Source organism: Emticicia sp. SJ17W-69 (assembly GCF_051209875.1).
Taxonomy (GTDB): domain Bacteria; phylum Bacteroidota; class Bacteroidia; order Cytophagales; family Spirosomataceae; genus Emticicia.
In genome coordinates this window covers 1,193,368-1,213,259 of sequence record NZ_JBNTQY010000001.1, presented here as the reverse complement: position 1 = coordinate 1,213,259, position 19,892 = coordinate 1,193,368, and the positions used below count along the sequence as shown (strand labels likewise).

At 35.6% G+C, this 19,892-nt stretch carries 18 protein-coding genes; 2 read left to right on the top strand and 16 right to left on the bottom strand.

Features of this window, described 5'->3' with window-relative positions; all coding sequences use genetic code 11:
* Window positions 1-11 precede the first annotated feature (11 nt).
* On the top strand, window positions 12-1,169 hold the full coding sequence (locus tag ACQUQZ_RS05165) for an AIR synthase-related protein (RefSeq protein WP_435353698.1): 1,158 nt from the start codon (window positions 12-14) through the stop codon (window positions 1,167-1,169).
* A gap of 111 nt (window positions 1,170-1,280) precedes the next feature.
* Here ACQUQZ_RS05165 and ACQUQZ_RS05160 read toward each other — a convergent pair whose 3' ends face one another.
* A complete protein-coding gene (locus tag ACQUQZ_RS05160; protein ID WP_435353697.1) occupies window positions 1,281-2,444 on the bottom strand; it encodes a sigma-54-dependent transcriptional regulator in 1,164 nt (387 codons plus the stop codon).
* 235 nt (window positions 2,445-2,679) lie between these two features.
* On the opposite strand from ACQUQZ_RS05160, the gene crtD reads away from it, so the two are divergent.
* Window positions 2,680-4,188 carry a 1-hydroxycarotenoid 3,4-desaturase CrtD gene (crtD, locus tag ACQUQZ_RS05155; protein ID WP_435353696.1) on the top strand — a complete coding sequence of 503 codons (1,509 nt, stop codon included), beginning with the start codon at window positions 2,680-2,682 and terminating at the stop codon, window positions 4,186-4,188.
* A 46-nt stretch (window positions 4,189-4,234) separates the two neighbouring features.
* Here crtD and ACQUQZ_RS05150 read toward each other — a convergent pair whose 3' ends face one another.
* The 15 genes from ACQUQZ_RS05150 to ACQUQZ_RS05080 all read right to left on the bottom strand — a co-directional run bounded on the left by ACQUQZ_RS05150 (window position 4,235) and on the right by ACQUQZ_RS05080 (window position 19,874).
* On the bottom strand, window positions 4,235-5,002 hold the full coding sequence (locus tag ACQUQZ_RS05150; protein WP_435353694.1) for an alpha/beta fold hydrolase: 768 nt from the start codon (window positions 5,000-5,002) through the stop codon (window positions 4,235-4,237).
* 235 nt (window positions 5,003-5,237) lie between these two features.
* Window positions 5,238-6,575, bottom strand: coding sequence for a vanadium-dependent haloperoxidase (locus ACQUQZ_RS05145; RefSeq protein WP_435353693.1), 1,338 nt, complete (start codon window positions 6,573-6,575; stop codon window positions 5,238-5,240).
* 236 nt (window positions 6,576-6,811) lie between these two features.
* Entirely contained in the window at window positions 6,812-8,170 is a 1,359-nt protein-coding gene (locus ACQUQZ_RS05140; RefSeq protein ID WP_435353691.1) for a vanadium-dependent haloperoxidase, read from the bottom strand.
* A gap of 202 nt (window positions 8,171-8,372) precedes the next feature.
* Window positions 8,373-8,858: a gamma carbonic anhydrase family protein gene (locus ACQUQZ_RS05135; protein ID WP_435353689.1), complete on the bottom strand. Its 486-nt coding sequence runs from the start codon at window positions 8,856-8,858 to the stop codon at window positions 8,373-8,375.
* A 75-nt stretch (window positions 8,859-8,933) separates the two neighbouring features.
* Window positions 8,934-11,108: a TonB-dependent receptor family protein gene (locus ACQUQZ_RS05130; RefSeq protein WP_435353687.1), complete on the bottom strand. Its 2,175-nt coding sequence runs from the start codon at window positions 11,106-11,108 to the stop codon at window positions 8,934-8,936.
* Between the two features lie 114 nt (window positions 11,109-11,222).
* Window positions 11,223-11,774 (bottom strand): hypothetical protein, encoded by a 552-nt coding sequence (locus tag ACQUQZ_RS05125; RefSeq protein ID WP_435353686.1) that lies wholly within the window; start codon window positions 11,772-11,774, stop codon window positions 11,223-11,225.
* A 125-nt stretch (window positions 11,775-11,899) separates the two neighbouring features.
* Window positions 11,900-12,946, bottom strand: coding sequence for a hypothetical protein (locus tag ACQUQZ_RS05120; RefSeq protein WP_435353685.1), 1,047 nt, complete (start codon window positions 12,944-12,946; stop codon window positions 11,900-11,902).
* A 76-nt stretch (window positions 12,947-13,022) separates the two neighbouring features.
* Entirely contained in the window at window positions 13,023-14,573 is a 1,551-nt protein-coding gene (locus tag ACQUQZ_RS05115; protein WP_435353684.1) for a phosphatase PAP2 family protein, read from the bottom strand.
* 39 nt (window positions 14,574-14,612) lie between these two features.
* A complete protein-coding gene (locus tag ACQUQZ_RS05110) occupies window positions 14,613-15,536 on the bottom strand; it encodes a hypothetical protein (protein WP_435353683.1) in 924 nt (307 codons plus the stop codon).
* Between the two features lie 93 nt (window positions 15,537-15,629).
* Entirely contained in the window at window positions 15,630-16,190 is a 561-nt protein-coding gene (locus ACQUQZ_RS05105; protein ID WP_435353682.1) for a hypothetical protein, read from the bottom strand.
* 326 nt (window positions 16,191-16,516) lie between these two features.
* Window positions 16,517-17,065, bottom strand: a complete 549-nt coding sequence (locus ACQUQZ_RS05100; protein WP_435353681.1) for a carboxymuconolactone decarboxylase family protein — start codon at window positions 17,063-17,065, stop codon at window positions 16,517-16,519.
* Between the two features lie 40 nt (window positions 17,066-17,105).
* A complete protein-coding gene (locus ACQUQZ_RS05095; RefSeq protein WP_435353680.1) occupies window positions 17,106-17,654 on the bottom strand; it encodes a carboxymuconolactone decarboxylase family protein in 549 nt (182 codons plus the stop codon).
* A 33-nt stretch (window positions 17,655-17,687) separates the two neighbouring features.
* A complete protein-coding gene (locus tag ACQUQZ_RS05090; RefSeq protein WP_435353679.1) occupies window positions 17,688-18,233 on the bottom strand; it encodes a carboxymuconolactone decarboxylase family protein in 546 nt (181 codons plus the stop codon).
* A 214-nt stretch (window positions 18,234-18,447) separates the two neighbouring features.
* On the bottom strand, window positions 18,448-18,621 hold the full coding sequence (locus ACQUQZ_RS05085; RefSeq protein ID WP_435353678.1) for a hypothetical protein: 174 nt from the start codon (window positions 18,619-18,621) through the stop codon (window positions 18,448-18,450).
* A gap of 38 nt (window positions 18,622-18,659) precedes the next feature.
* Window positions 18,660-19,874, bottom strand: coding sequence for an MFS transporter (locus ACQUQZ_RS05080; protein ID WP_435353677.1), 1,215 nt, complete (start codon window positions 19,872-19,874; stop codon window positions 18,660-18,662).
* Window positions 19,875-19,892 lie beyond the last annotated feature (18 nt).

The following is a 19,892-nucleotide window of genomic DNA, read 5'->3' as shown; positions in this document are numbered from 1 at the left end:
AGACTATTAAAATGACTGACCGTTATATGCAGCGTGGCGTTTCGGCTGCAAAAGAAGATGTACATAAGGCAATTGAGAAATTAGACAAAGGGCTTTTTCCAAAAGCATTTTGTAAAATATCGCCTGATACTTTAGGCGGAGATGCCGATTATTGCAATATTATGCACGCCGACGGTGCTGGTACAAAAACTTCATTAGCTTATTTATATTGGAAAGAAACAGGGGACATTTCGGTTTGGCGTGGCATTGCACAAGATTCAATTGTGATGAATACTGATGATTTGATTTGTGTGGGAGCAGTTGGCCCGATGTTGATTTCATCGAGTATTGATAGAAACAAAAATAAAATTCCTGGTGAAGTAATTGGAGAAATTATCAACGGTACAGAAGATTGTTTAGCGATGCTTCGTAGCCACGGAGTAGAAATTTATAGTACTGGTGGTGAAACTGCCGATGTGGGAGACCTTGTAAAAACTATTGCTGTCAATAGCACCATCGTTGCCCGAATGAAACGAAATGAAATTATTTCTAATGATAATATTAAAGCAGGAGATGTCATTGTTGGTTTAGCTTCTTACGGACAAGCGACTTACGAGAATAGTTACAACGGAGGCATGGGAAGTAATGGCTTGACTTCTGCCAGACACGATGTTTTGTCTAAAAATTATGCCGAAAAATATCCAGAAAGCTACGACAATGAAATAAACAAAGATTTGGTGTATAGCGGCGGAAAGGAATTAACTGAGGAAATAGCTGGCACAAATGTAGGCAAACTCATCCTATCTCCTACTCGTACGTATGCACCAGTTGCCAAAGCATTCTTGACCGAACTTCGTTCGAAAATTCATGGCATGGTACATTGTAGTGGCGGAGCTCAAACAAAGGTTTTACATTTTATCGAAAACTTGCATGTTATCAAAGATAATCTTTTCCCGATTCCTCCACTGTTTAAATTAATTCAAGAACAAAGCGGAACTTCTTGGCAAGAAATGTATAAAGTCTTCAATATGGGACATCGCTTAGAAGTTTATTTGGATGAAGTTCATGCCCAACGTATTATCGAAATTTCTCAATCGTTTGGAATTGATGCTCAAATTATTGGTCGAGTTGAAGCAGCCGAAAGCAAAAAAGTAACGATCAAAAGCGAATTTGGAGAATTTGTTTATTAGTCCGCAGACAATATTTTTATAATATAGCTAACAAAATAAAAGCGTCATGCTGAGAATCTCAACATGACGCTTTTTCTATCTGTCATCTATCGACTGTTGTCCATTGACTACTTAAAAACCAATACCAGCATACAATTTCACATCATCAAGTGTGATAGTAGGTCCACACATTATTACCAAACGCTCTACTACGTTGCGTAATTCACGCACATTTCCTGTCCAAGGCAAGTTTTTCATATACTCCATAGCGTCTGCATCAAACTCTTTGGTTGCATCACCATATTCTTCTGCTACATCATTCAAAAACTTATCTGTCAATAAAGGAATGTCATTTTTACGGTCAGATAATGCAGGAACATGAATCGGAATAACATTCAGACGATGGAATAAGTCTTCACGGAAGTTTCCTTCAGCAATTTCTTTTCTCAAATCTTTGTTTGTTGCTGCAATCACCCTTACATTGATTTTAATTTCTTTATCTCCGCCAACACGGGTAATTTTACTTTCCTGCAAAGCACGTAACACCTTTGCTTGTGCTGAAAGGCTCATGTCGCCAATTTCATCTAAGAAAAGTGTACCGCCATCAGCTTGTTCAAATTTACCAATTCTTTGCTTAATTGCCGAAGTAAAAGCTCCTTTTTCATGTCCAAAAAGTTCACTTTCAATCAATTCTGAAGGAATCGCAGCACAGTTTACCTCAACTGAAGGTTGATTACAACGGTTACTTTTTTCATGAATTTGCTTGGCAACCATTTCTTTACCCGAACCATTTGGCCCTGTAATCAATACACGTGCTTCCGTTGGAGCTACACGATCGATGGTTTCTTTTACTTTCTTGATAAGGTCAGACTCACCAACGATTTCATTGATTTTATAAATTCTTCTTTTAAGAACTTTGATTACTTCTACATCTTTGTTTTTTTCAATGGCATTACGCACCGTTACAAGCAAACGATTCAAATCAGGTGGCTTAGTAATAAAATCGTAAGCACCACGTTTGGTTGCTTCAACAGCATTTTCGACATTTCCAAAAGCAGAAATCATCACAAATTGGGTCATTACCCCTTCTTCTTTGGCTTTCAACAGCATCTCAAGCCCATCTAATTTAGGCATTTTGATATCACAAAGAGCCACATCATACTGGGTTTTTAGCACCATTTCGAGCCCTTCTTCGCCATCTTTTGCTTCATCTACTTCGTATTCTTCATATTCCAAGATGTCACGTAGGGCATCTCGAATACTTTTTTCGTCATCAACAATCAATAATTTTGCCATTGGTGGTTTTACTCAGGGTGAGGTTAATTGATTTTATGATTAATTTGGGTTATTTATATTAAGACGCAAAATAAAGAAAAAATCTCAATTTTTGCGATAAATTTAATATTTTAAAGCAAAAAATCTAATTCAAGATTTTTTCAAAGCTATATTTTCATCTTTTTCCAGTAATATTTGTAACAGTTCATTAGCAAAGTATGTTATATTTATCAATTCAACGATTTAATAAGATTTTATGAATGTAGCAATCATTGGGGCAGGAATTGGAGGTATTGCAACTGCTATTCGTTTGGCAAATAAAGGGTATAACGTAGCAGTTTTTGAAGCCAATGATTATCCTGGTGGAAAATTGAGTGAATTTCAGCAAGGTGATTATCGTTTTGATGCTGGGCCTTCTTTGTTTACAATGCCTCAATTTGTGAATGAACTTTTTGAAATTTCTAACAAAAATCCTATTGACTACTTTCAGTATATCCAACTCCCCGAAGTTTGCAAATACTTTTGGGAAGATGGTACTCGTTTAAATGTTTCTGCTGACATCAACCAATTTGCCGAAGATGCTGAAAAAAAACTTGGTGAGCCTGCCGAAAAAATCCGTAAGTTTCTAAAAGATAGTGCTTTTAAATATGAAATTTTGAGCGGACTTTTCTTAGAAGATTCACTTCATCAACTCTCTACTTGGACTTCAAAAAAGGCATTCAGAGGATATTTTAATTTACATAAGTTAGGTATTTTCGGTACAATGAATGGTGCAAATGAATGTTTTTTTTCCACCAAAAAAGCCGTTCAATTATTTAATAGATATGCTACTTATAATGGTTCTGACCCTTATCAAACGCCTGCAACACTCAATATCATTCCGCATTTGGAATATAACATTGGGGCATTTTTTCCGAAAGATGGCATGTTTGGTATTACTCAAAGCTTAGTTCGATTGGCAGAAGATTTGGGCGTAGAATTTCATTATCATACCAAAGTTGAAGAGATTTTAGTTGAAGATAATATTGTAAAAGGGCTCAAGATTCGAGATTCGAGAAATGAGAGTAAGAATGACCAAAACTCGCCCATCAGCGGAACATTACTCATTCATCATTCATCACTCATCATTTCAAATATGGATGTAACTCCAACTTATCGAAAATTATTGCCAAAGGAAAAACACCCCGATAAAATTCTTAATCAAGATAAAAGTGGTTCGGGTCTTATTTTTTATTGGGGAATCAAACATCATTTCAAAGAATTAGGCTTGCATAATATCTTTTTTTCTGATGATTATCGCACTGAATTTGAACATCAATTCCAGAAAAAAACAATTTATCACGACCCTACAATTTACTTAAATATTACTTCAAAATATAAAAAAGATGATGCTCCCGAAGGCTGTGAGAACTGGTTTGTTTTGATTAATGCTCCCGCCAATGAAGGTCAAGATTGGGAGAAAATTATAGCCGAAACTCGACAAAACGTCATCAATAAATTAAGTAGAAATTTGGGCGTAAATATTGCCGAGTTGATAGAAAATGAATCAATTCTTGACCCAAGAAGCATTGAATTTAAAACTTCCTCGGCACAAGGTGCTTTGTATGGTAATAGTTCAAATAATAAATTTGCAGCTTTTTTACGACACGCTAATTTCTCATCAAAAATCAAAAATCTTTACTTCGTAGGTGGAAGCGTACACCCTGGAGGAGGAATACCATTGGCGTTATCATCGGCAAAAATTGTTGCAGGAATGATTCAATAATTCCCACTCACATTGTCCTACCTACGAGACGCATTACAATGCGTCTCTACCTTGCAACGAAATTTAAAACTGCTTCTACAAATTCGGTAGGTTTTTCGGCCTGTACCCAATGCCCTGCTCCTTCTATCGTCTGTATAATTGCATTGGGGAATGTTTTCTTGATAGCAGGAATGTCTTCGTCATGAATATAACCCGATTCGCTTCCACGAAGAAAAAGTACAGGTACTCCTACCTCATGAACATCAGTAAAATCTCCACCAATTTGATAAATTTCTCTGCTCAAAACTGGTAAGTTTATTCGCCAGTCAAATTTCCCTTCTTCGGTTCGGTAAATATTTTTCAATAAAAATTGTCTTTCTCCCACATTTGATACGTATTTTGCTAATTGTATTTCAGCTTCATTACGGTTTTTAAGATTTTCTAAATCAATCGAATTTAGGCCTTGAATAATATGCCCGTGATGGGATGGGTAAAACTTAGGAGCTATATCAACAATGATGAGTTTTGAATACTTTTCTGGGTATTTCATAGCAAAGTGCATCACCGTTTTTCCACCCATCGAATGACCAATAATAACTGGCTTTTCTAAAGCATTATCTTCGATAAATTCATTCAAATCATCTGCCATCAATTCATAGCTAAAGTCCTCACTACGAGGCGATTGTCCATGATTTCGAGCATCTAAAGCATAAACCGCATAACCCTTTTCGGCAATCATTTTACTAATGGAAAACCAATTATCTGAAGAACCAAAAACACCATGTAGAATCAAAATTGGCTGACCTTCGCCAGTTTTTCTAAAAAAAAGTTTCATACTTAAATTTGATAATTTGAGGCACAAAGGTAAGGTTTTTTGGGGAAATTGACGAGTTACGAATGACGAGTTACGAATGAAAAATTAACGTTTTCTACTAACAAAAGAAAAATAAATAAGATGATTTATTTACTTTAAATTTCACAACTCATAAACCTTTGATAATAAGCACTTTATGCCAATACTGTAAACTATTCATTATTCTTCATTCGTAAATCTCCAATTGTAAATTGAGTTAAGCTCCTTTAGACTTAAACTTCAATTCACAAACGTTTTTACCAATTCTCTTGCCATTTTTTAAGCCTTGTTCATTAGAATTTCGGTAATGAATGCCCCCGTACATGCGGGAGAGAGCAGCTTCTTCGGCAAATTCATAGAAAGATTCAAATGAACGAGGTTTAAAACCTCTGGCGGCATGTGCATTATCAGTAAAGTGATAATTGAATCCAAAAAAATCAGATAAAACTTGAGCCGTTGCTCCTGAAACAGAGGCGTGTCCAGATGTGTATTCAGGGAAAGGAGGTGTATCCAACAAAGGATTCCAATTTCGGTCAATGGTGGTACGAATGTATGAAACAGGTCGCAAAACATTGTGCATAAACTTACATTTCCAACAAGAAATGAAAGCATCAGCAGCGGCAATACCTACCTTACAATAAATCTCAGCCGCTTTATCTAATCGTAAATTTTCTTTGGCAATTATTTGTGATGTAATCGCAATGGCATGACCTGGTGGCGTAAAAGTTTTTCCTGCATCATCTGACCAATAACGAGCAATGGTAGTTTGTTCTGAAGATAAGTTTTTACCAGTGCTATATACCTCTAATGCTTGAGCATACATGACCGACGAAATACTTGCTTCACAACGAGGAGGTGTAGGCAACTCAAAATCAGCATCTCCCTTCACAAAAGTTCGATTATGTCCCCAGTAAGGTTGCAAAGGTATTGACTGCTCGCCTGTGGGTGTCCAGGCACATGCACCTGTGGTAACTTTATAATCTTTAGGGAAATTTTTATTATAACCTTCATGTCCTCCATCCGTTTTTGAGTAATCAAAAACAGCTTTGGCTATTGCTTCGCCAAGTTTAATCGAACGTAAAGCCGTTTCCTTATCTACATCATTTAAGTATTTTCTTTCAAAAATACCTTTCAATGAATCTATTTTGAGAAGATTTGCCTTAGAAGTACTGGCATAAAGGCTTTTGATAATGCTTGCTTGGGCGGCATTGGCACACAAAACCCAATGATAGTTTTTGCCTGACTCTATTCTTGGAACAGTTTTAAATTCATTTAAAACACCTGTAAGCGATTGATAATCAGGCATTCCATTTACAACTGACTCATAGAGTGTCAATCCAGTATAGCCCAAGGCACGAGAAGCTACTGGTGGTGAAAAACCTGTTGTATTGGGAATCAAGAATAATTGTAGATTGTACCAAGCTGTAGCTACTTCACTCGAAAACTCTTTAGCTTGGTGTTGGGAAAAAGCATTTTGACAAAGTAATACGCCTAAACAGGCTATTATTACAATCGTCTTTTGTGTCTTTAGTAATATGTTTGTAAGAATAAACATGAATCAAATGTACAAATTCTTGATAAATAATAAAAACGTGAAATTAACTTTAACCACTGACGGGGATTTTGATGTCCTCCGTCAGGGTTTTAGCTGAGCTTTTACAAAAATATATCAAGAAATCAGCGTAAAAAAAACTTTATTTGTCGATAGACAACAATCAACGGTCGATAGTCTAAGAAATGTAGCTTGTTGATAATTGAAAAACGACAAATCTTTATTTTCTATTTTGTGGACTATTTTGTAAATTTCAATTTTAATATATTTTTAGCTATCTCTTTCCCATTTTTTAATCCATTTTCATTAGCTTGGCGATAGTGAATTCCTCCATAAAGCCGTGAAAGCGTAGCTTCGTTTGCATACTCGTAAAACGATTTAAACGAGCGGTCAGCGTATGTTCCTGCGTGTGTATTATCTGTAAAAGCAAAATTATCTCCGAAAATCGTTGTTAGGATTTCGGCTGCTGCACCCGAACCAGATGAATGACCAGAAGAATATTCAGGAAAGGGGGGTGAGACAAGCAGTGGAGACCATGAGGGGTCGATTGCTTGACGAATATAAGTCTGTGGACGCATCAAATTATACGTATATTTAGTTCGCCAACAAGTCACAAAAGCATCATTTATGGCCATTCCTACTTTAGCATATACCTCTGCTGCTTTATCTAATTTTGCTTTTTCTTTTTTCAACACAATATTAGCAATATTGAAATGATGTCCAGGAGGAGTGATTGAATTTGCTCCATCAGACCAGAAATTGGCAATAGCTTTTTGCTCTGTTGTTAAGGCTTTGTTTATGTCATACACTTCTTTTGCCAATTTATACATATCAGAGTTTTCTTTGAAAGAAAAAGTATATGGTGCTGTTGGATTTGTAGTCATATTTAAAACAACAAAAGTTCGATTTTTACCCCAATATGGCAACAATGGCGTTTTTTGAGCATTGGTTGGCTCCCAAAGCCCAATCCCTACTGGTATTTTATAATCAGTGGGAAAATTATTGTTCCAACCTTCATTACCACCATCAGATTTTGAATATTCCCAAATCGCTTTGGCAATGTCGGCTCCAAAAGCCACCGAACGGTCGATAATATCTTGATTTTCAACATCTCTTTTTAAAGGACTTTCAATATTTCGGCGAAGTGAATCAATGGCTGCTTTATTGGCATCATTGGTAGTAGCATACATTTCAATAACTAAGGTCGAAAGTGCCGAATTAGCAGCTAAACCCCAACTATAATCTTTCGCTAAATCTGGCTTAGGCAAGTCTGTCAAACCAGCTATTTGACCAACCAAAGATTGATTATTTTTCATCCCATAAACTACACTTTCGTACAAGGCAAGACTCGTATAAGCAAGTGTACGTGCCGCTACAGGTGGAGCATAACCAGGGGTAGATTTTATTAACTTTAATTGCAAATCTGTCCATCGAGTGGCAATACTTGCATCAAATTCACTTGTTGGTATTGATACACTCACAGGGGTTGGTTCTTCTGTGGCTTTCTTATCTTTACAAGAAGAAAACAATATCCCCAAAACTAAAGGGAGAAAGAGAACATTAAGTTTCTTTGTAAAGAAAATAGTAAAATGATTCATGATAACGCTTATAGTTTTATTCCGACTTTTTAGCTTACGCAATTACTACAAAAATTAAGAGCAAAAATCTTGCCAAAGCAAAAATCTCCTTAATCAGCAGAAAGTCATATAACTATTTGATTATCAACTATTTACAAGAAATATATGAGTATATTATATTTACCAATCCAATACTATTTCACAAAAACCTTTTTTAAAACGTTTAAACCAGTTGCTTAAATTCACCAAATTGGTGGCGATGAGCCATTTCAACATAATGTGCAGCACTCATTTCAAGACTCTGGGTATAAGCTGGTGGGATTTGTTTAACTATTTTTGCAGGAACTCCCAAAACCATCGAATAATCTGGAATTTCCATGCCTTCTGTTACTAAGGCACATGCTCCGATGATGCAATAGTTACCAATTTTAGCTCGATTCAAAATCGTCGCTCTCATGCCAATAAGTGTGCAATTCCCTACTGTAGCTCCATGCACGATTGCTCCATGACCTACCGTCACATCATCACCAATGATGGTTGGCTCGCCATAATCGGCATGTAAAATTGCTCCATCTTGAATATTGGTTCGTTTACCAATGATAATTTCTTCCACATCAGCACGAATAACTGCCGAGTACCACACTGAAGCATCATCTCCAAGCGTAACTTTTCCTATTACGGTGGCATTATGGGCAATAAAATTGGACATATTTTAGTAAAAAGGTTAGATTTGACAACTGTATCGGTAAATCCAATCCAGCTGTCAAATCTAAAAAAATAATATTTAAAAACGAGTAGAAACTGTCAAATTTACACTTCGACCATCAGAAGCCCAAATGCCTGGACCAGGATAAAATTGCGGACGTTTTGTAAAATATTGTTTGTTAGTTGCATTATTAAGATTGAGTTTCAATAATAGTTTGCTCGAAATTCGATATGTAGCATTAAAATCAAGAATGCTATATGCCGGAACCAATCCAACGCTACCATTTGCCGAAGCTTGCACAGTGTTAAGTGCATCGGCATAGCTTTTAGCTGTATAGCTAAAAAGACTCGTCAAACTCAGTTTTCTGTATCTTAATGTAGCACCATTACGACTAATTATTTGCGGTGTACTTTCAACAAAATTACCTTCAATATTGATATTTTTTTCGCCCGAACGAATTTCCGATTTCAAATATTTCGCCTCCATCAAAGCCGTTGAAGTAAATATTGAGATGTTTGCTTTTTCGTTGATTCTTGCGTAATATTCAACAAACATTTCTAAGCCTTTCGTAAAAGAATCTCCTATATTTGTTCGCAAAATTTGAAAAACGCCATTGGCATCCGTTTGAGCCAAAGTTCCGAGCCTATTTCTGTAAAGTAGTTGAAAATACGTCAACTCCACTCTTATCCGTTCGAAATTTCCTTTATAACCCGCTTCAAAATTATACCCACTGGCATCTTTTAGATTATCTGCCGATTTTTCATAAATAGATGCAGGAATAATATCTTTGAAAATCACAGGGCGGTATGCTTGCGAAAAACCAGTATAAAAATTTTGGTTTTTGGTCAATTGATAATCTGCATTTACACCAAACAATGGGAAACGATGTGGAATCACATTTGGCAATTTTGCTGGGTCATAATAACTAATCGTACCTGACATTTCTGATTCGCCAGACTCAATTCTAAAACCTGGAGAAATTGCTAATTTTTGAGTTAAATTGATGCGATTTTCTATAAAAACAGCAATATTTTGTGTTTTAAAATGTAAATCTCTACCAAAGTCTCCAGTAATACTTAGGTCAAAATCACTCCCTGTTGTACCTTTTCCTTGTTGACGGCGATGCAAATCATTATTCATCAATTGCACCCCTCCTACTACTATTGAAGGCATTTTTCCGATGCGATATTCATGTAAAATACGTAGTTCGGAAGTGAAACTATGGTAATTGTCAATGTCAACCTGACGATTGGCATATTGAAGCGTTACTGGGTCTATTTTATCAAGAATGTCGGCAGTTTTATCAAACATTACACTATTTCTACTACCTAAAATTGCTGAATTAACCCACGAGAGTTTAGTACGATTACTCAAAGCCCAATTCAATGAAATGGAAGGCACATAAATATCTGGACTATAATAATTTCTTGACCGAATAGATGCTCTTGGATTAGCATAAAACATGGCATCGGTTTGCTGTCCTGCTAATTGGAAGACATATTTTGAACGAGAAAAATCTGCTTTCAATGACAACTTTGAAGTGGGACGATAAGTAATTTGAGCCGATTGAGCTTGGTAGTCGCTACGACTATTATCTCTGTAACCATCAGAAACTCTTTTGCTATAATAAGCATAATAATTTACCTTGCCAACTTGTCCACCAACAGCATTATACGTACTCAACAACCCATACGAGCCAATACTATTCGTACTTTCAAAATCGAATACTTTAGTTGAATCCCCTTGCTTTCCAATATAATTAAGCATTCCACCAAATTGAGCTCCGTATTGTAAAGAGCCAGTTCCACGAATCATTTCAATATTTTGAATCGCTTCCATCGGCATTGAATAATGGCTGGCTGGATACCCATAAATATCAGAATTAGTAACTACGCCATCTTTTCTGATATTAAATTCCCAACCACGATGAGGGTCAAGCCCTCGTGTTGAAATATTGATTTGATTTCCTGAACCGTCCATATCATAGACAAAAACACCTGGTACTTTAGCAAAAATCTGTCGTGGTGTTTTTTCTGCAATATTAGCATCTAATCCTAAAACATTGATTACTTCTGTCTTTTTTCCTGCATAAAGATAGGTACCTTTAGTAGCTGGAAGGCTTTGGATATTAAATTTGAATTGCTGTTCTTTTACTTGTACTTCGTTGAGCTTCAGGATTTTAGTTGAATCTATTTTTTGCTGTGCAAATACAAACGTATTTGACAGAAAAAAAAGTAATATATTTTTTTTCATTTTATCATTTTATTAGTTGAGATTTTATCATCATTGAAGTATGATGACAATTAATAGCATCATAGCATTGCCTTTCAAAAGGAATGCCAAATGAATCTTAAATAAAAAAGGGTCTTATGAAAACATCGGTGGCGGGGCTTTGACCGACAAAATATGATTGGAATGTACTGCTAAATAATTGTAGTTTTTAAAACCAAAATCTTCTATCCAAAACCATGTAATCATGCTCGAATACAATTCTACATAATCTTTTGAGAAGTTTTTAAAAAATTCTAAGGCTTTTTGGCTTGTAGTTTTATTGTTTTTTGAAAAAACATTGAGGTTTTCATGTACTTCATTCAACAATGTATAAATATTATCTCGGCTAATATTCAGCAAGCGATAATGTGTATAAAGTGTGTCATTTTGATAAACCTGCTCATACGATTCATAAAATTGACCTTCATAAATGGCCGTATTTCCTGTCATTAAATCATTCCGAAATTCAGTTTGATAAGGAAGCGTAAGTTGCATTTTGAAAATCAATTCATTTCCTTTTATTTCGACTGAACTATTAGATTTTACGCTGTGTCTTTCCTGCCATTCGTTCCAAAAAGTAACGAATGTAAAGCCTAAGACATTACAAAGTAATAGAAATAGAAATAATATTGAGGAGATTTTTTTCAAATAGTGTTTCCCAAAATTTTATCACAAATCTACTTTTAGTTTCGATATTATGAAAATCTTGGGCAAAGAATGTGATTAATTTCCCTAAAAACAATGAGTTTAATCACATTCTTTGTAAAAACATCTTAGAAACGATAAGCATAAGTAGCTGAAATAAAATAATCAGCAAAAGCAGCATCACCTTCTCTAAAACCTGTTGCTGTCCAAGTAGGGATACGGTTTCTAACTACGGCATAAGGCACAGCCACCAAAAGCGAGCTATGATGTCCGCTCCAGATAATACCTGGCTCAATTGAAACTATATAACCTGGGCGACGTGAACCCGCACTTCCACCGATAGCATCAACTGCAGGCAAGCCTTCTAATCTTCCGCCTAAGCTAACAGCGATGTTTTGTTTTGGCAATAAGCCATAAGTTAAGCCAACTCTTGCACCAAATTGGTCAGGCACCGAAAGGTTTGTTGCTTTATTTAATTCTTTTGGACTAAATAAATAAAAACCATTGAAATAGAGATTGGCTTTCTTAAACAAAGACCAATAGCCTTGCACCTCAATACTTTCGCCCCAGCCACTATCTCCTAATTGAATCGATTGGTCAACCGCTTTTACTTGGATATACTCTTTTTTATCTTTGTCTAATTTATGAAATTCGTCTTGCACATTTGCATTACCCGTAGGAGCTTTGATTCCAACGCCGATGGCAATATTACCTTTCGGTGCTTTCATTGGGTCTATTACCCAATATGAAGCTGACAAACGCATATCACCTACACCTTTTGATTGTGTATGAAAACGAGGGTTAGAACCTGCAGGCGTACCATTGCCATAATGTTCATAAAGTGAAGAACGGTCATTATAAGACATTGGAACATTGATGGTTACGCTTAAACGATTAGTAGCCGCATAAGTAAGTCCAAAATCAAAACTATGTTGGTCATTGATCACTTCTGTGTGTTGTTCAACACGTTGTTTTTGTTCTACAGTACCCACAAAATGTTTGTATGAATGTAGGTTACGATAATTGGCAGAAACTTGAAATTCACCCGCGTGCATAAAAGCCGAACCACTCGGATTTCCGTTGGCAGTTGCCATCGAACGAACCGCAATACAACCTTGTGAAAAGGCGATTATATTAGACATCAAAAAAGTGATTAATAATAAATATTTTTTCATTTTCGTAAAGTATTTAGAGATAAAAATGTTTTTGTTTTGAAGTCGACACTAGTTCTCTTCAATAAAATGAGCTCTTTTAAAGCCCAGAACCATCAGCTTTGCCTCTTGCGATGGCATATTCACCTATTCTCTTTCCATGTGCTAATCCCATTGAACAATCTACACGGTAATGGATCAAACCATAAACACGAGAGTTGGATGCCTCTTGAGCTTGTGCTGAAAATTCATTCGCTTTTTCAGGAAAAATCGAACCTAAAACAGTGGCTGCTGCTGCTGAAAAAGTTGAGTGTCCTGAAGTATAAGAAGGGAAGTTTGGTAATCCTACTGAAGTTTTTACACCAAATTGTTGTGGGCGAGGTGTATAATAATAATATTTCGTTTCCCAACATGCAATACCTGCATCCATTTCGGCAGTGCCGAGCAGTGCCAATGTTCTGGCCATACGAACTTCGCTAAATTTGGCATCATGAGCTGCATTTGCACCTGCTCTATGCCAATGCCCTGGAGGAGTATAACTTCCTGCACCATCAGCCCAATAATTGGCAATACGAGCTTGCTCACGGGTTTGATTTTTTTCAATTGATTTTAACTCATCAATATCTTTTTGAAACTCCGCTGAATTTTCTAAATATGGAATCAATGGACGAATTTGTACCATTGTTGCTTTATCAAAATTCCACGTTGTTACTGCCCCGTAGTTTGGCAACATTGGTGGGCGTGCTGGTGTTTCTTGACTTACCCATGGGTTTTTGACACCAATTTTCTTTGCATTTTCAATCATTCCAGCAGTCAAGGCTTGGTTATTTGCAGCACTCATCCCATCGGTTTTTGCTTTTGCCATTACTTTTGCTCCAACAGCTTTCCCAAGTGCATCTCCTGCTGAAATATCGCTTGGCACATTTGTTCCTGCCCAAATTCTTGCATTTTTTGCTTCTGCTAATTTTGAATCTAAATAAGGTACTTCACCTGGAAACATTGCTACTAAAATAGTGTAAGAAGCAGCAGCCACTACTGCATCTTCTGAAGGATAAGACGGTAGATCAGTTACTGGCAATAAAGCTGAGATTGAAGCATCATTTTTTGATGGTGCTTTGCGATTATATTTATATTTATAATTCCAAGCTGAAACCAAAGCATCGTATTGAGCAACACTCAAATAAGCCAATGCACGTGCTGTATAAGGAGGATTGGCAAATGGAAATTTTGGATCAGCCAAAGGGTTAGTTGCATCTGGCACAGGATATTTACCTTCTGCATTTGAAGCTGGTGGTATATTGTATCTTGCTGCTAATTCACGAGCAATTTCATTCCAACGATACACTGCTCCTGCTCCCCAATAAGCTACTGCATCTTTGTTTGTAGAGCTAACTGCTGGAAGAATTTTATTTTTCAATGAATCTAATTCTTTGAGATAGGCTGCATCAGTTGCTGCTTTAGGTGCTGCTACTACAACATCCGTTGGACTTGCCAAAACATAAGTTTTCCAAGTGCCTGCATTCTCATCTAAACTAGCGGGTGTGTAAGCTTCTTTGATTGGTTCAGCAACCGTTTTATCACATGAGATGATAACACCAGCTAAACCAGCAATGAAAAAAAGAGAAGCGAATATTTTATATAAATTTTTCATAACAATTATCTATTTTATTGATTATCAAGACTTTGTGGTTTATTTTTTTTCTGTTTTCTTGAAATAATTGATTTGATATAATAAACCAACTGAATAACTTAGTGATTGACCAACATTTAGTCCGTCAATTACTTTTGCAATTCGAACATTAAATCCGATATTTTTAGGTTGATATTTGCCATAAAAGCCAACACTTGTAGAAGTCATGTTATTAGTGGGGAAAGGCATATCATTTCGACGGATATTATCACCACCTACACAAGTAAAATGCTCAACGAAAGCCTCAGCCTGAATTCTGCTTCCATTTTTTGAATAGCCTAATCTAAGAGCAGCATCAGTAGCGTTTGGCACACTTACTTCATTGGTATTATATACTCGATTATCAGCTTGGTAAGCATCTCTGTCAACTTTGATTTTGCTACGTAAAATGTAGCTTGCATGAGCTGTTGCATAAATACCCGACTTATGGGAGTAATTAGCAATCAATCGCCCAGTTGCAGTTTTTGTTTGTAAGCCAATTGACATTGGTAAAAAATCTGGCACATAGTTTCCAACAGGAACAGATGCACCTAAAACACCATGCAAAGAAAGTCCTTTGTCGTTTTTCACTAATTGATATTTCAACCAACCCGATAGGTCTTGAATACCTTTTTGGCCCATTAAATTACCAGCACTTGCTTTGGTTTGAACATAAGGAAGTCCAACAATAACATTCAATTTATCGGTAATTCCGACAGCCAACATTGGCATTACGCTTTCGGTTGTAAGTGTACCGATATTGAAGTTTTCACGTTTGAGGGTATTTTCCCAATATTTTTTCCAGCTACTGCTATTATACGATACTGCCAAACAAGCAGTATTTTTAGGCATATAAATAACATCATGCGGCATTTGAGCATAGATATTTGATGAGATAGACATCAAACATAGCCCAAGGACTAAGTACTTGATAAAAGATTTCATTTTTAGTAGTTTCAATAAATTAACATCATAGATAATAGTTCATAGGAACAATACTTGATATAAGCATTGCCTAATGATCTTTGGAATACGGACTTATAAACTTGTAGAAATCGGAGGAAGGTAATTGACCGTTAAAATGGAATTTGTATGTGGAGTTAGATATGTAAAGTTGTTGATGACTTCTAAATTTTCGACCCAAAACCATGCAATCATGTTTGAGTGAAGTTCGACATAATCTTTTGAAAAGTTTTTAAAGAATTCTAAAGCTCGTTGACTTGGTGTTTTATGGTTTTTTGAGAAAACGTTCAAATTTTCGTGTACATCTTTTAATAATGCTAAAATATTATCTTGATTAACACTCAAAGGGCGATAATAAGTATAGAGTGTATCTTTTTGATAAATTTGTACATAAGACTCATAAAATTTCCCCTCATAAATAGCTGTATTTCCAGTCATTAAATCACTCCGAAATTCGGGCTGATAAGGCAGTGTTAGCTGCATCTTAAAAACCAATTCGTTATTTTTTATCTCAACAAAACTACTCGATTTTACACTATGGCTTTCCTGCCATTCGTTCCAAAGCGTGACGAATGTAAAGCCCAAAACATTACAAAGTAAAAGGCATAAGAATAATATTGAGGAGATTTTTTTCAAAATCTAAATGATTGGTAATTATGTTTTTTTAAATTTCGATAGCAAAGGAAATACTTTTTTCAATAAATTCCAATTTAATGGAATATTTTTCCGCAAAAACAAAATCATATACGTCAAAATCAATAAAAAGCAGTTGAATTTAATATATTTAGCACTTATTTTATATTTATTATTAAATAAATACTTTTCCATTTACTTGGAGCAAGAATAACAAAAACTCATATTTCCTAAATAATGGAAAAAAATTATAAACCTCCGGTAAAAAAAAACTCTATCCACCAACAAAGATGAATAGAGAGCTTATATCAATTTTATTTGCAATACCTTTAACGGGGTGATGAACCAGCATAACCTGTTTCTTCTGCAATCTTTTTTGCACGTTCACGATACATTGCTGGAGCATTTGGAGCAAAGGTACCCAAGCCATCAACATAGCGATTGAACATACAAAAAGCTGCCGCAATCAAAACCGTATCATGAATTTCTATGTCAGTCACTCCTAATTTTTTTGCAATTTCAATTTGCTCTGGAGTGACGAATTTACCTCCTTTTTGAACGTTGGCGGCAATGCCTAAAAGAGCTTTCATTTTATCAGAAATTGGAGCATTTTGATAATCTACTTTTACCTTTTGAACCAAATCTTCTTCTTCTGAATAATAATATTGAGCCACTGCTCCATGAATATTCTGACAAAAAAAACAATCATTCAATGAAGAAACAAAAGTGGCTATTAATTCTCTTTCGCCTTTACTCAAACCTTCATCAATCCGTAAAAGTACTTCTGCCAAAGCATTTAATGGCGTAGCAGTTGAAGGTCTAAATGCCATCAAACCTCTGATGCCAGGTAGTTGTTCGGTTAGTTCGATATGTGCCATTATTCGTATAATGAATTTTCTTGATAATCAAATTTTATGTTTAATCTTTTGGGGGATGTGAACTATAACCCATTTCAGCTATCATTTTTCCTCTTTCTTTTAAAGTTTCGGGTGTGTCTTTTGATAATATTCCCAAGCCATCAATATAACGATTGAATAGGCAAAACAGAGCGGAAATTAAAACTGTATCATGAATTTCCAAATCATTTGCTCCCCTACTTTTTGCTGCAGCCACTTGCTCAATACTTACTTGTTTTCCATTTTTTTGCACACTTACCGCTATTGTTAGCAAAGCTTTCATTTTATCAGAAATCGGTGCATTTTGATAGTTTTCTTTTACTTTTTCAATCAGATTTTCTTCTCCATTCAATAAGCACTGAGCTACTTCTCCATGAATTTTATGACAAACCGAACACCCATTCAACGAAGACACAAAAGTGGCTATGAGTTCTCTTTCGCCTTTACTCAATCCTTCATCGCTTCGCATCAAAATTTGCATTAATGTTGTCAAAGGCTCTGCAATCGCTGGTCGAAAAGCTAATAAACTTCTCATGCCTGGCAATGTTTCATCAAGTTTAATATATGGCATTTTATTGCAGATTTGAACTATTATTTCTATTCATTATTGTGTTTTTGGAAGAACATAACCCAATGTTCCCATACGTTCGCCCATTTGTGCATAAAGGTTTGAATCGGTTGGACTAAGCGTTGCCAAGCCATCTACATAGCGATTGAACATACAAAAAGTTGCCGCAATCAAAACTGTATCGTGAATATCACGGTCATTGGCACCAAATTTTCGAGCATTTTCTACATCTTCGTCGCTCACTGTTCGAGCATCAGTTTGTACCTTTCCAGCAATCGTCAACAAGGCTTTCAATTTTTCAGAAATAGGGGCATTTTGATAATCATCCAATACTAAATCTACCGTTTTTGCCTCATCTTGAAACAAATAGCGTGCTGCCGCAGCATGACTATTCATACAAAAATTACAGGTATTTTTATGAGAAACATACGTTGCAATCAATTCACGCTCGGCTGGACTCAACGGAGATTCCTCTCTCAATAAAATTTGGGCTAATTCATATAAAGGTTTACCAGTATCTGGACGATACATGACCAAGCTACGAATACCTGGTACGCCTTCTGGAAGTGGAATATGGGGCATAATGATAGATAAATGTAAAATAAATAATGTAAAATACCACATTATTGGGCATTGAAATTCGGAAGCTCAATGTAAGAGTTACACTAAACATGGCACGTCTTGAAGATCAATTAAAATATCAGACATGCCACGTTGATTTAAAACTAACGATTTTTTACAAAAGCCAATATTTCATCTTGATTATTTAGAACCTTTGTAAAATTTGTCTGATTTTCTAAAATATGTCTTGATTACCAAGAATAGTTCCTTGATTGGCATTGAGTTGTTCCTGATTTTTCAGAATTTGAGATTGGTTTTCAACAATCGTTTTCTGATTTTCGAGAATCATTTTTTGGTTTTCAAGAATCATTTCTTGATTTTGTAATAGGATTTCTTCAGCGTTTGCCATGATTTTTATTATTTAGTTTTATTTATAAAATTTAAAGATTATTCCATAGATTTAGCACTAAAATAAGTGGCGATTATGGCAAAAATAAAAAAGACCGAAAAAGACAAAAGTGCATTGCTGAAACCACCAAAAAAAGTAACTAAACTACCTACAAAAAAAACTGCTGTTGCCGTAAAAAAACGAGCAATATTAAAACAAAAACCAGTTGCTGTGGCCCGAATATCTGTCGGAAATAAGGCTGGAATATAGCTCGACAATGCCCCTTGACTAATTCCTAAAAACAAAGTCAAAAATGCCATTTCAGCATAAATAATAGGAGAAAATTTTGTATTGGTCAGAAAAAGTATGCCACAAGCCAAAATACAACCTGAAAATGTAAGTATTAAAGTTTTAATTGAACCTAATTTTTGAATCAAAAAACCAGAAAAACTTCCTCCTACAACTCCACCTACACCTAATAAAACCATCGTTAATCCTCTTTCTGTTTGTCCATCAGAAGTGTCGCCAAGCAAACTTTGCACCCAAGTAGGTAACCAAGAGAAAATCCCCCAAAGTCCCACTAAAACTGACCCAAAAATAATTGAACCATAAGCTAAATTTCTACTATTTTCTGACGAAAACAATTTCTTAAATACTTTATTATCAACATTTTGCATTTGTTTCCATTTCTCTGATTCGGGTAAAAAAACAAATGTAATAATTGATAATATCAAAGGTAAAATTCCTAACCAAAAAGCATCTTTCCAATAGCTAAAAAAGACATTTAAACCTCCTGTTAAAACTATCCCAATAGGAAATGCCACAGCTAAAACGCCTAACATCACAGGGCGATTGCTTTCTTTCCAAATCTCAGAAATATAGACTGTGCTAACCAATAAAACTCCTCCGACACCCATTCCTGACAAAAAACGATAGACTAATAATACATGCCAATCGCTTACAAAAACTACCGTCAAAGTAAAAAAACCGTACAAGGCAGTAGCCAATGCGAGTGTTTTGATTCGACCAATTTTATCACTGACAATACCTAAAATCAAACCACCTAACATCCAACCAAATATGGAGGAAGAACTAAGGTAAGCTCCGATATCGCCTAATTCTTGTTCAGAAACATTTCTTTGCAATAATTCTGGAATGGCAACAGGCAAATAAACTGACATTAAGGTCGAAACTGTGCCACCTAAAAGATAGCACAGCATACAAACGATAAAGGCAAGCCTTGGTTTAGCTTTGTTTAAGTAGGTTAATTTCATTGAATATTTTTTTATTTA

Coding starts and splice junctions, on each gene's coding strand:
- ACQUQZ_RS05165 (WP_435353698.1), top strand. CDS start 12: ATGACTGACCGTTATATGCAGCGTGGCGTTTCGGCTGCAAAAGAAGAT.
- ACQUQZ_RS05160 (WP_435353697.1), bottom strand. CDS start 2,444: ATGGCAAAATTATTGATTGTTGATGACGAAAAAAGTATTCGAGATGCC.
- crtD (WP_435353696.1), top strand. CDS start 2,680: ATGAATGTAGCAATCATTGGGGCAGGAATTGGAGGTATTGCAACTGCT.
- ACQUQZ_RS05150 (WP_435353694.1), bottom strand. CDS start 5,002: ATGAAACTTTTTTTTAGAAAAACTGGCGAAGGTCAGCCAATTTTGATT.
- ACQUQZ_RS05145 (WP_435353693.1), bottom strand. CDS start 6,575: ATGTTTATTCTTACAAACATATTACTAAAGACACAAAAGACGATTGTA.
- ACQUQZ_RS05140 (WP_435353691.1), bottom strand. CDS start 8,170: ATGAATCATTTTACTATTTTCTTTACAAAGAAACTTAATGTTCTCTTT.
- ACQUQZ_RS05135 (WP_435353689.1), bottom strand. CDS start 8,858: ATGTCCAATTTTATTGCCCATAATGCCACCGTAATAGGAAAAGTTACG.
- ACQUQZ_RS05130 (WP_435353687.1), bottom strand. CDS start 11,108: ATGAAAAAAAATATATTACTTTTTTTTCTGTCAAATACGTTTGTATTT.
- ACQUQZ_RS05120 (WP_435353685.1), bottom strand. CDS start 12,946: ATGAAAAAATATTTATTATTAATCACTTTTTTGATGTCTAATATAATC.
- ACQUQZ_RS05115 (WP_435353684.1), bottom strand. CDS start 14,573: ATGAAAAATTTATATAAAATATTCGCTTCTCTTTTTTTCATTGCTGGT.
- ACQUQZ_RS05110 (WP_435353683.1), bottom strand. CDS start 15,536: ATGAAATCTTTTATCAAGTACTTAGTCCTTGGGCTATGTTTGATGTCT.
- ACQUQZ_RS05100 (WP_435353681.1), bottom strand. CDS start 17,065: ATGGCACATATCGAACTAACCGAACAACTACCTGGCATCAGAGGTTTG.
- ACQUQZ_RS05095 (WP_435353680.1), bottom strand. CDS start 17,654: ATGCCATATATTAAACTTGATGAAACATTGCCAGGCATGAGAAGTTTA.
- ACQUQZ_RS05090 (WP_435353679.1), bottom strand. CDS start 18,233: ATGCCCCATATTCCACTTCCAGAAGGCGTACCAGGTATTCGTAGCTTG.
- ACQUQZ_RS05085 (WP_435353678.1), bottom strand. CDS start 18,621: ATGGCAAACGCTGAAGAAATCCTATTACAAAATCAAGAAATGATTCTT.
- ACQUQZ_RS05080 (WP_435353677.1), bottom strand. CDS start 19,874: ATGAAATTAACCTACTTAAACAAAGCTAAACCAAGGCTTGCCTTTATC.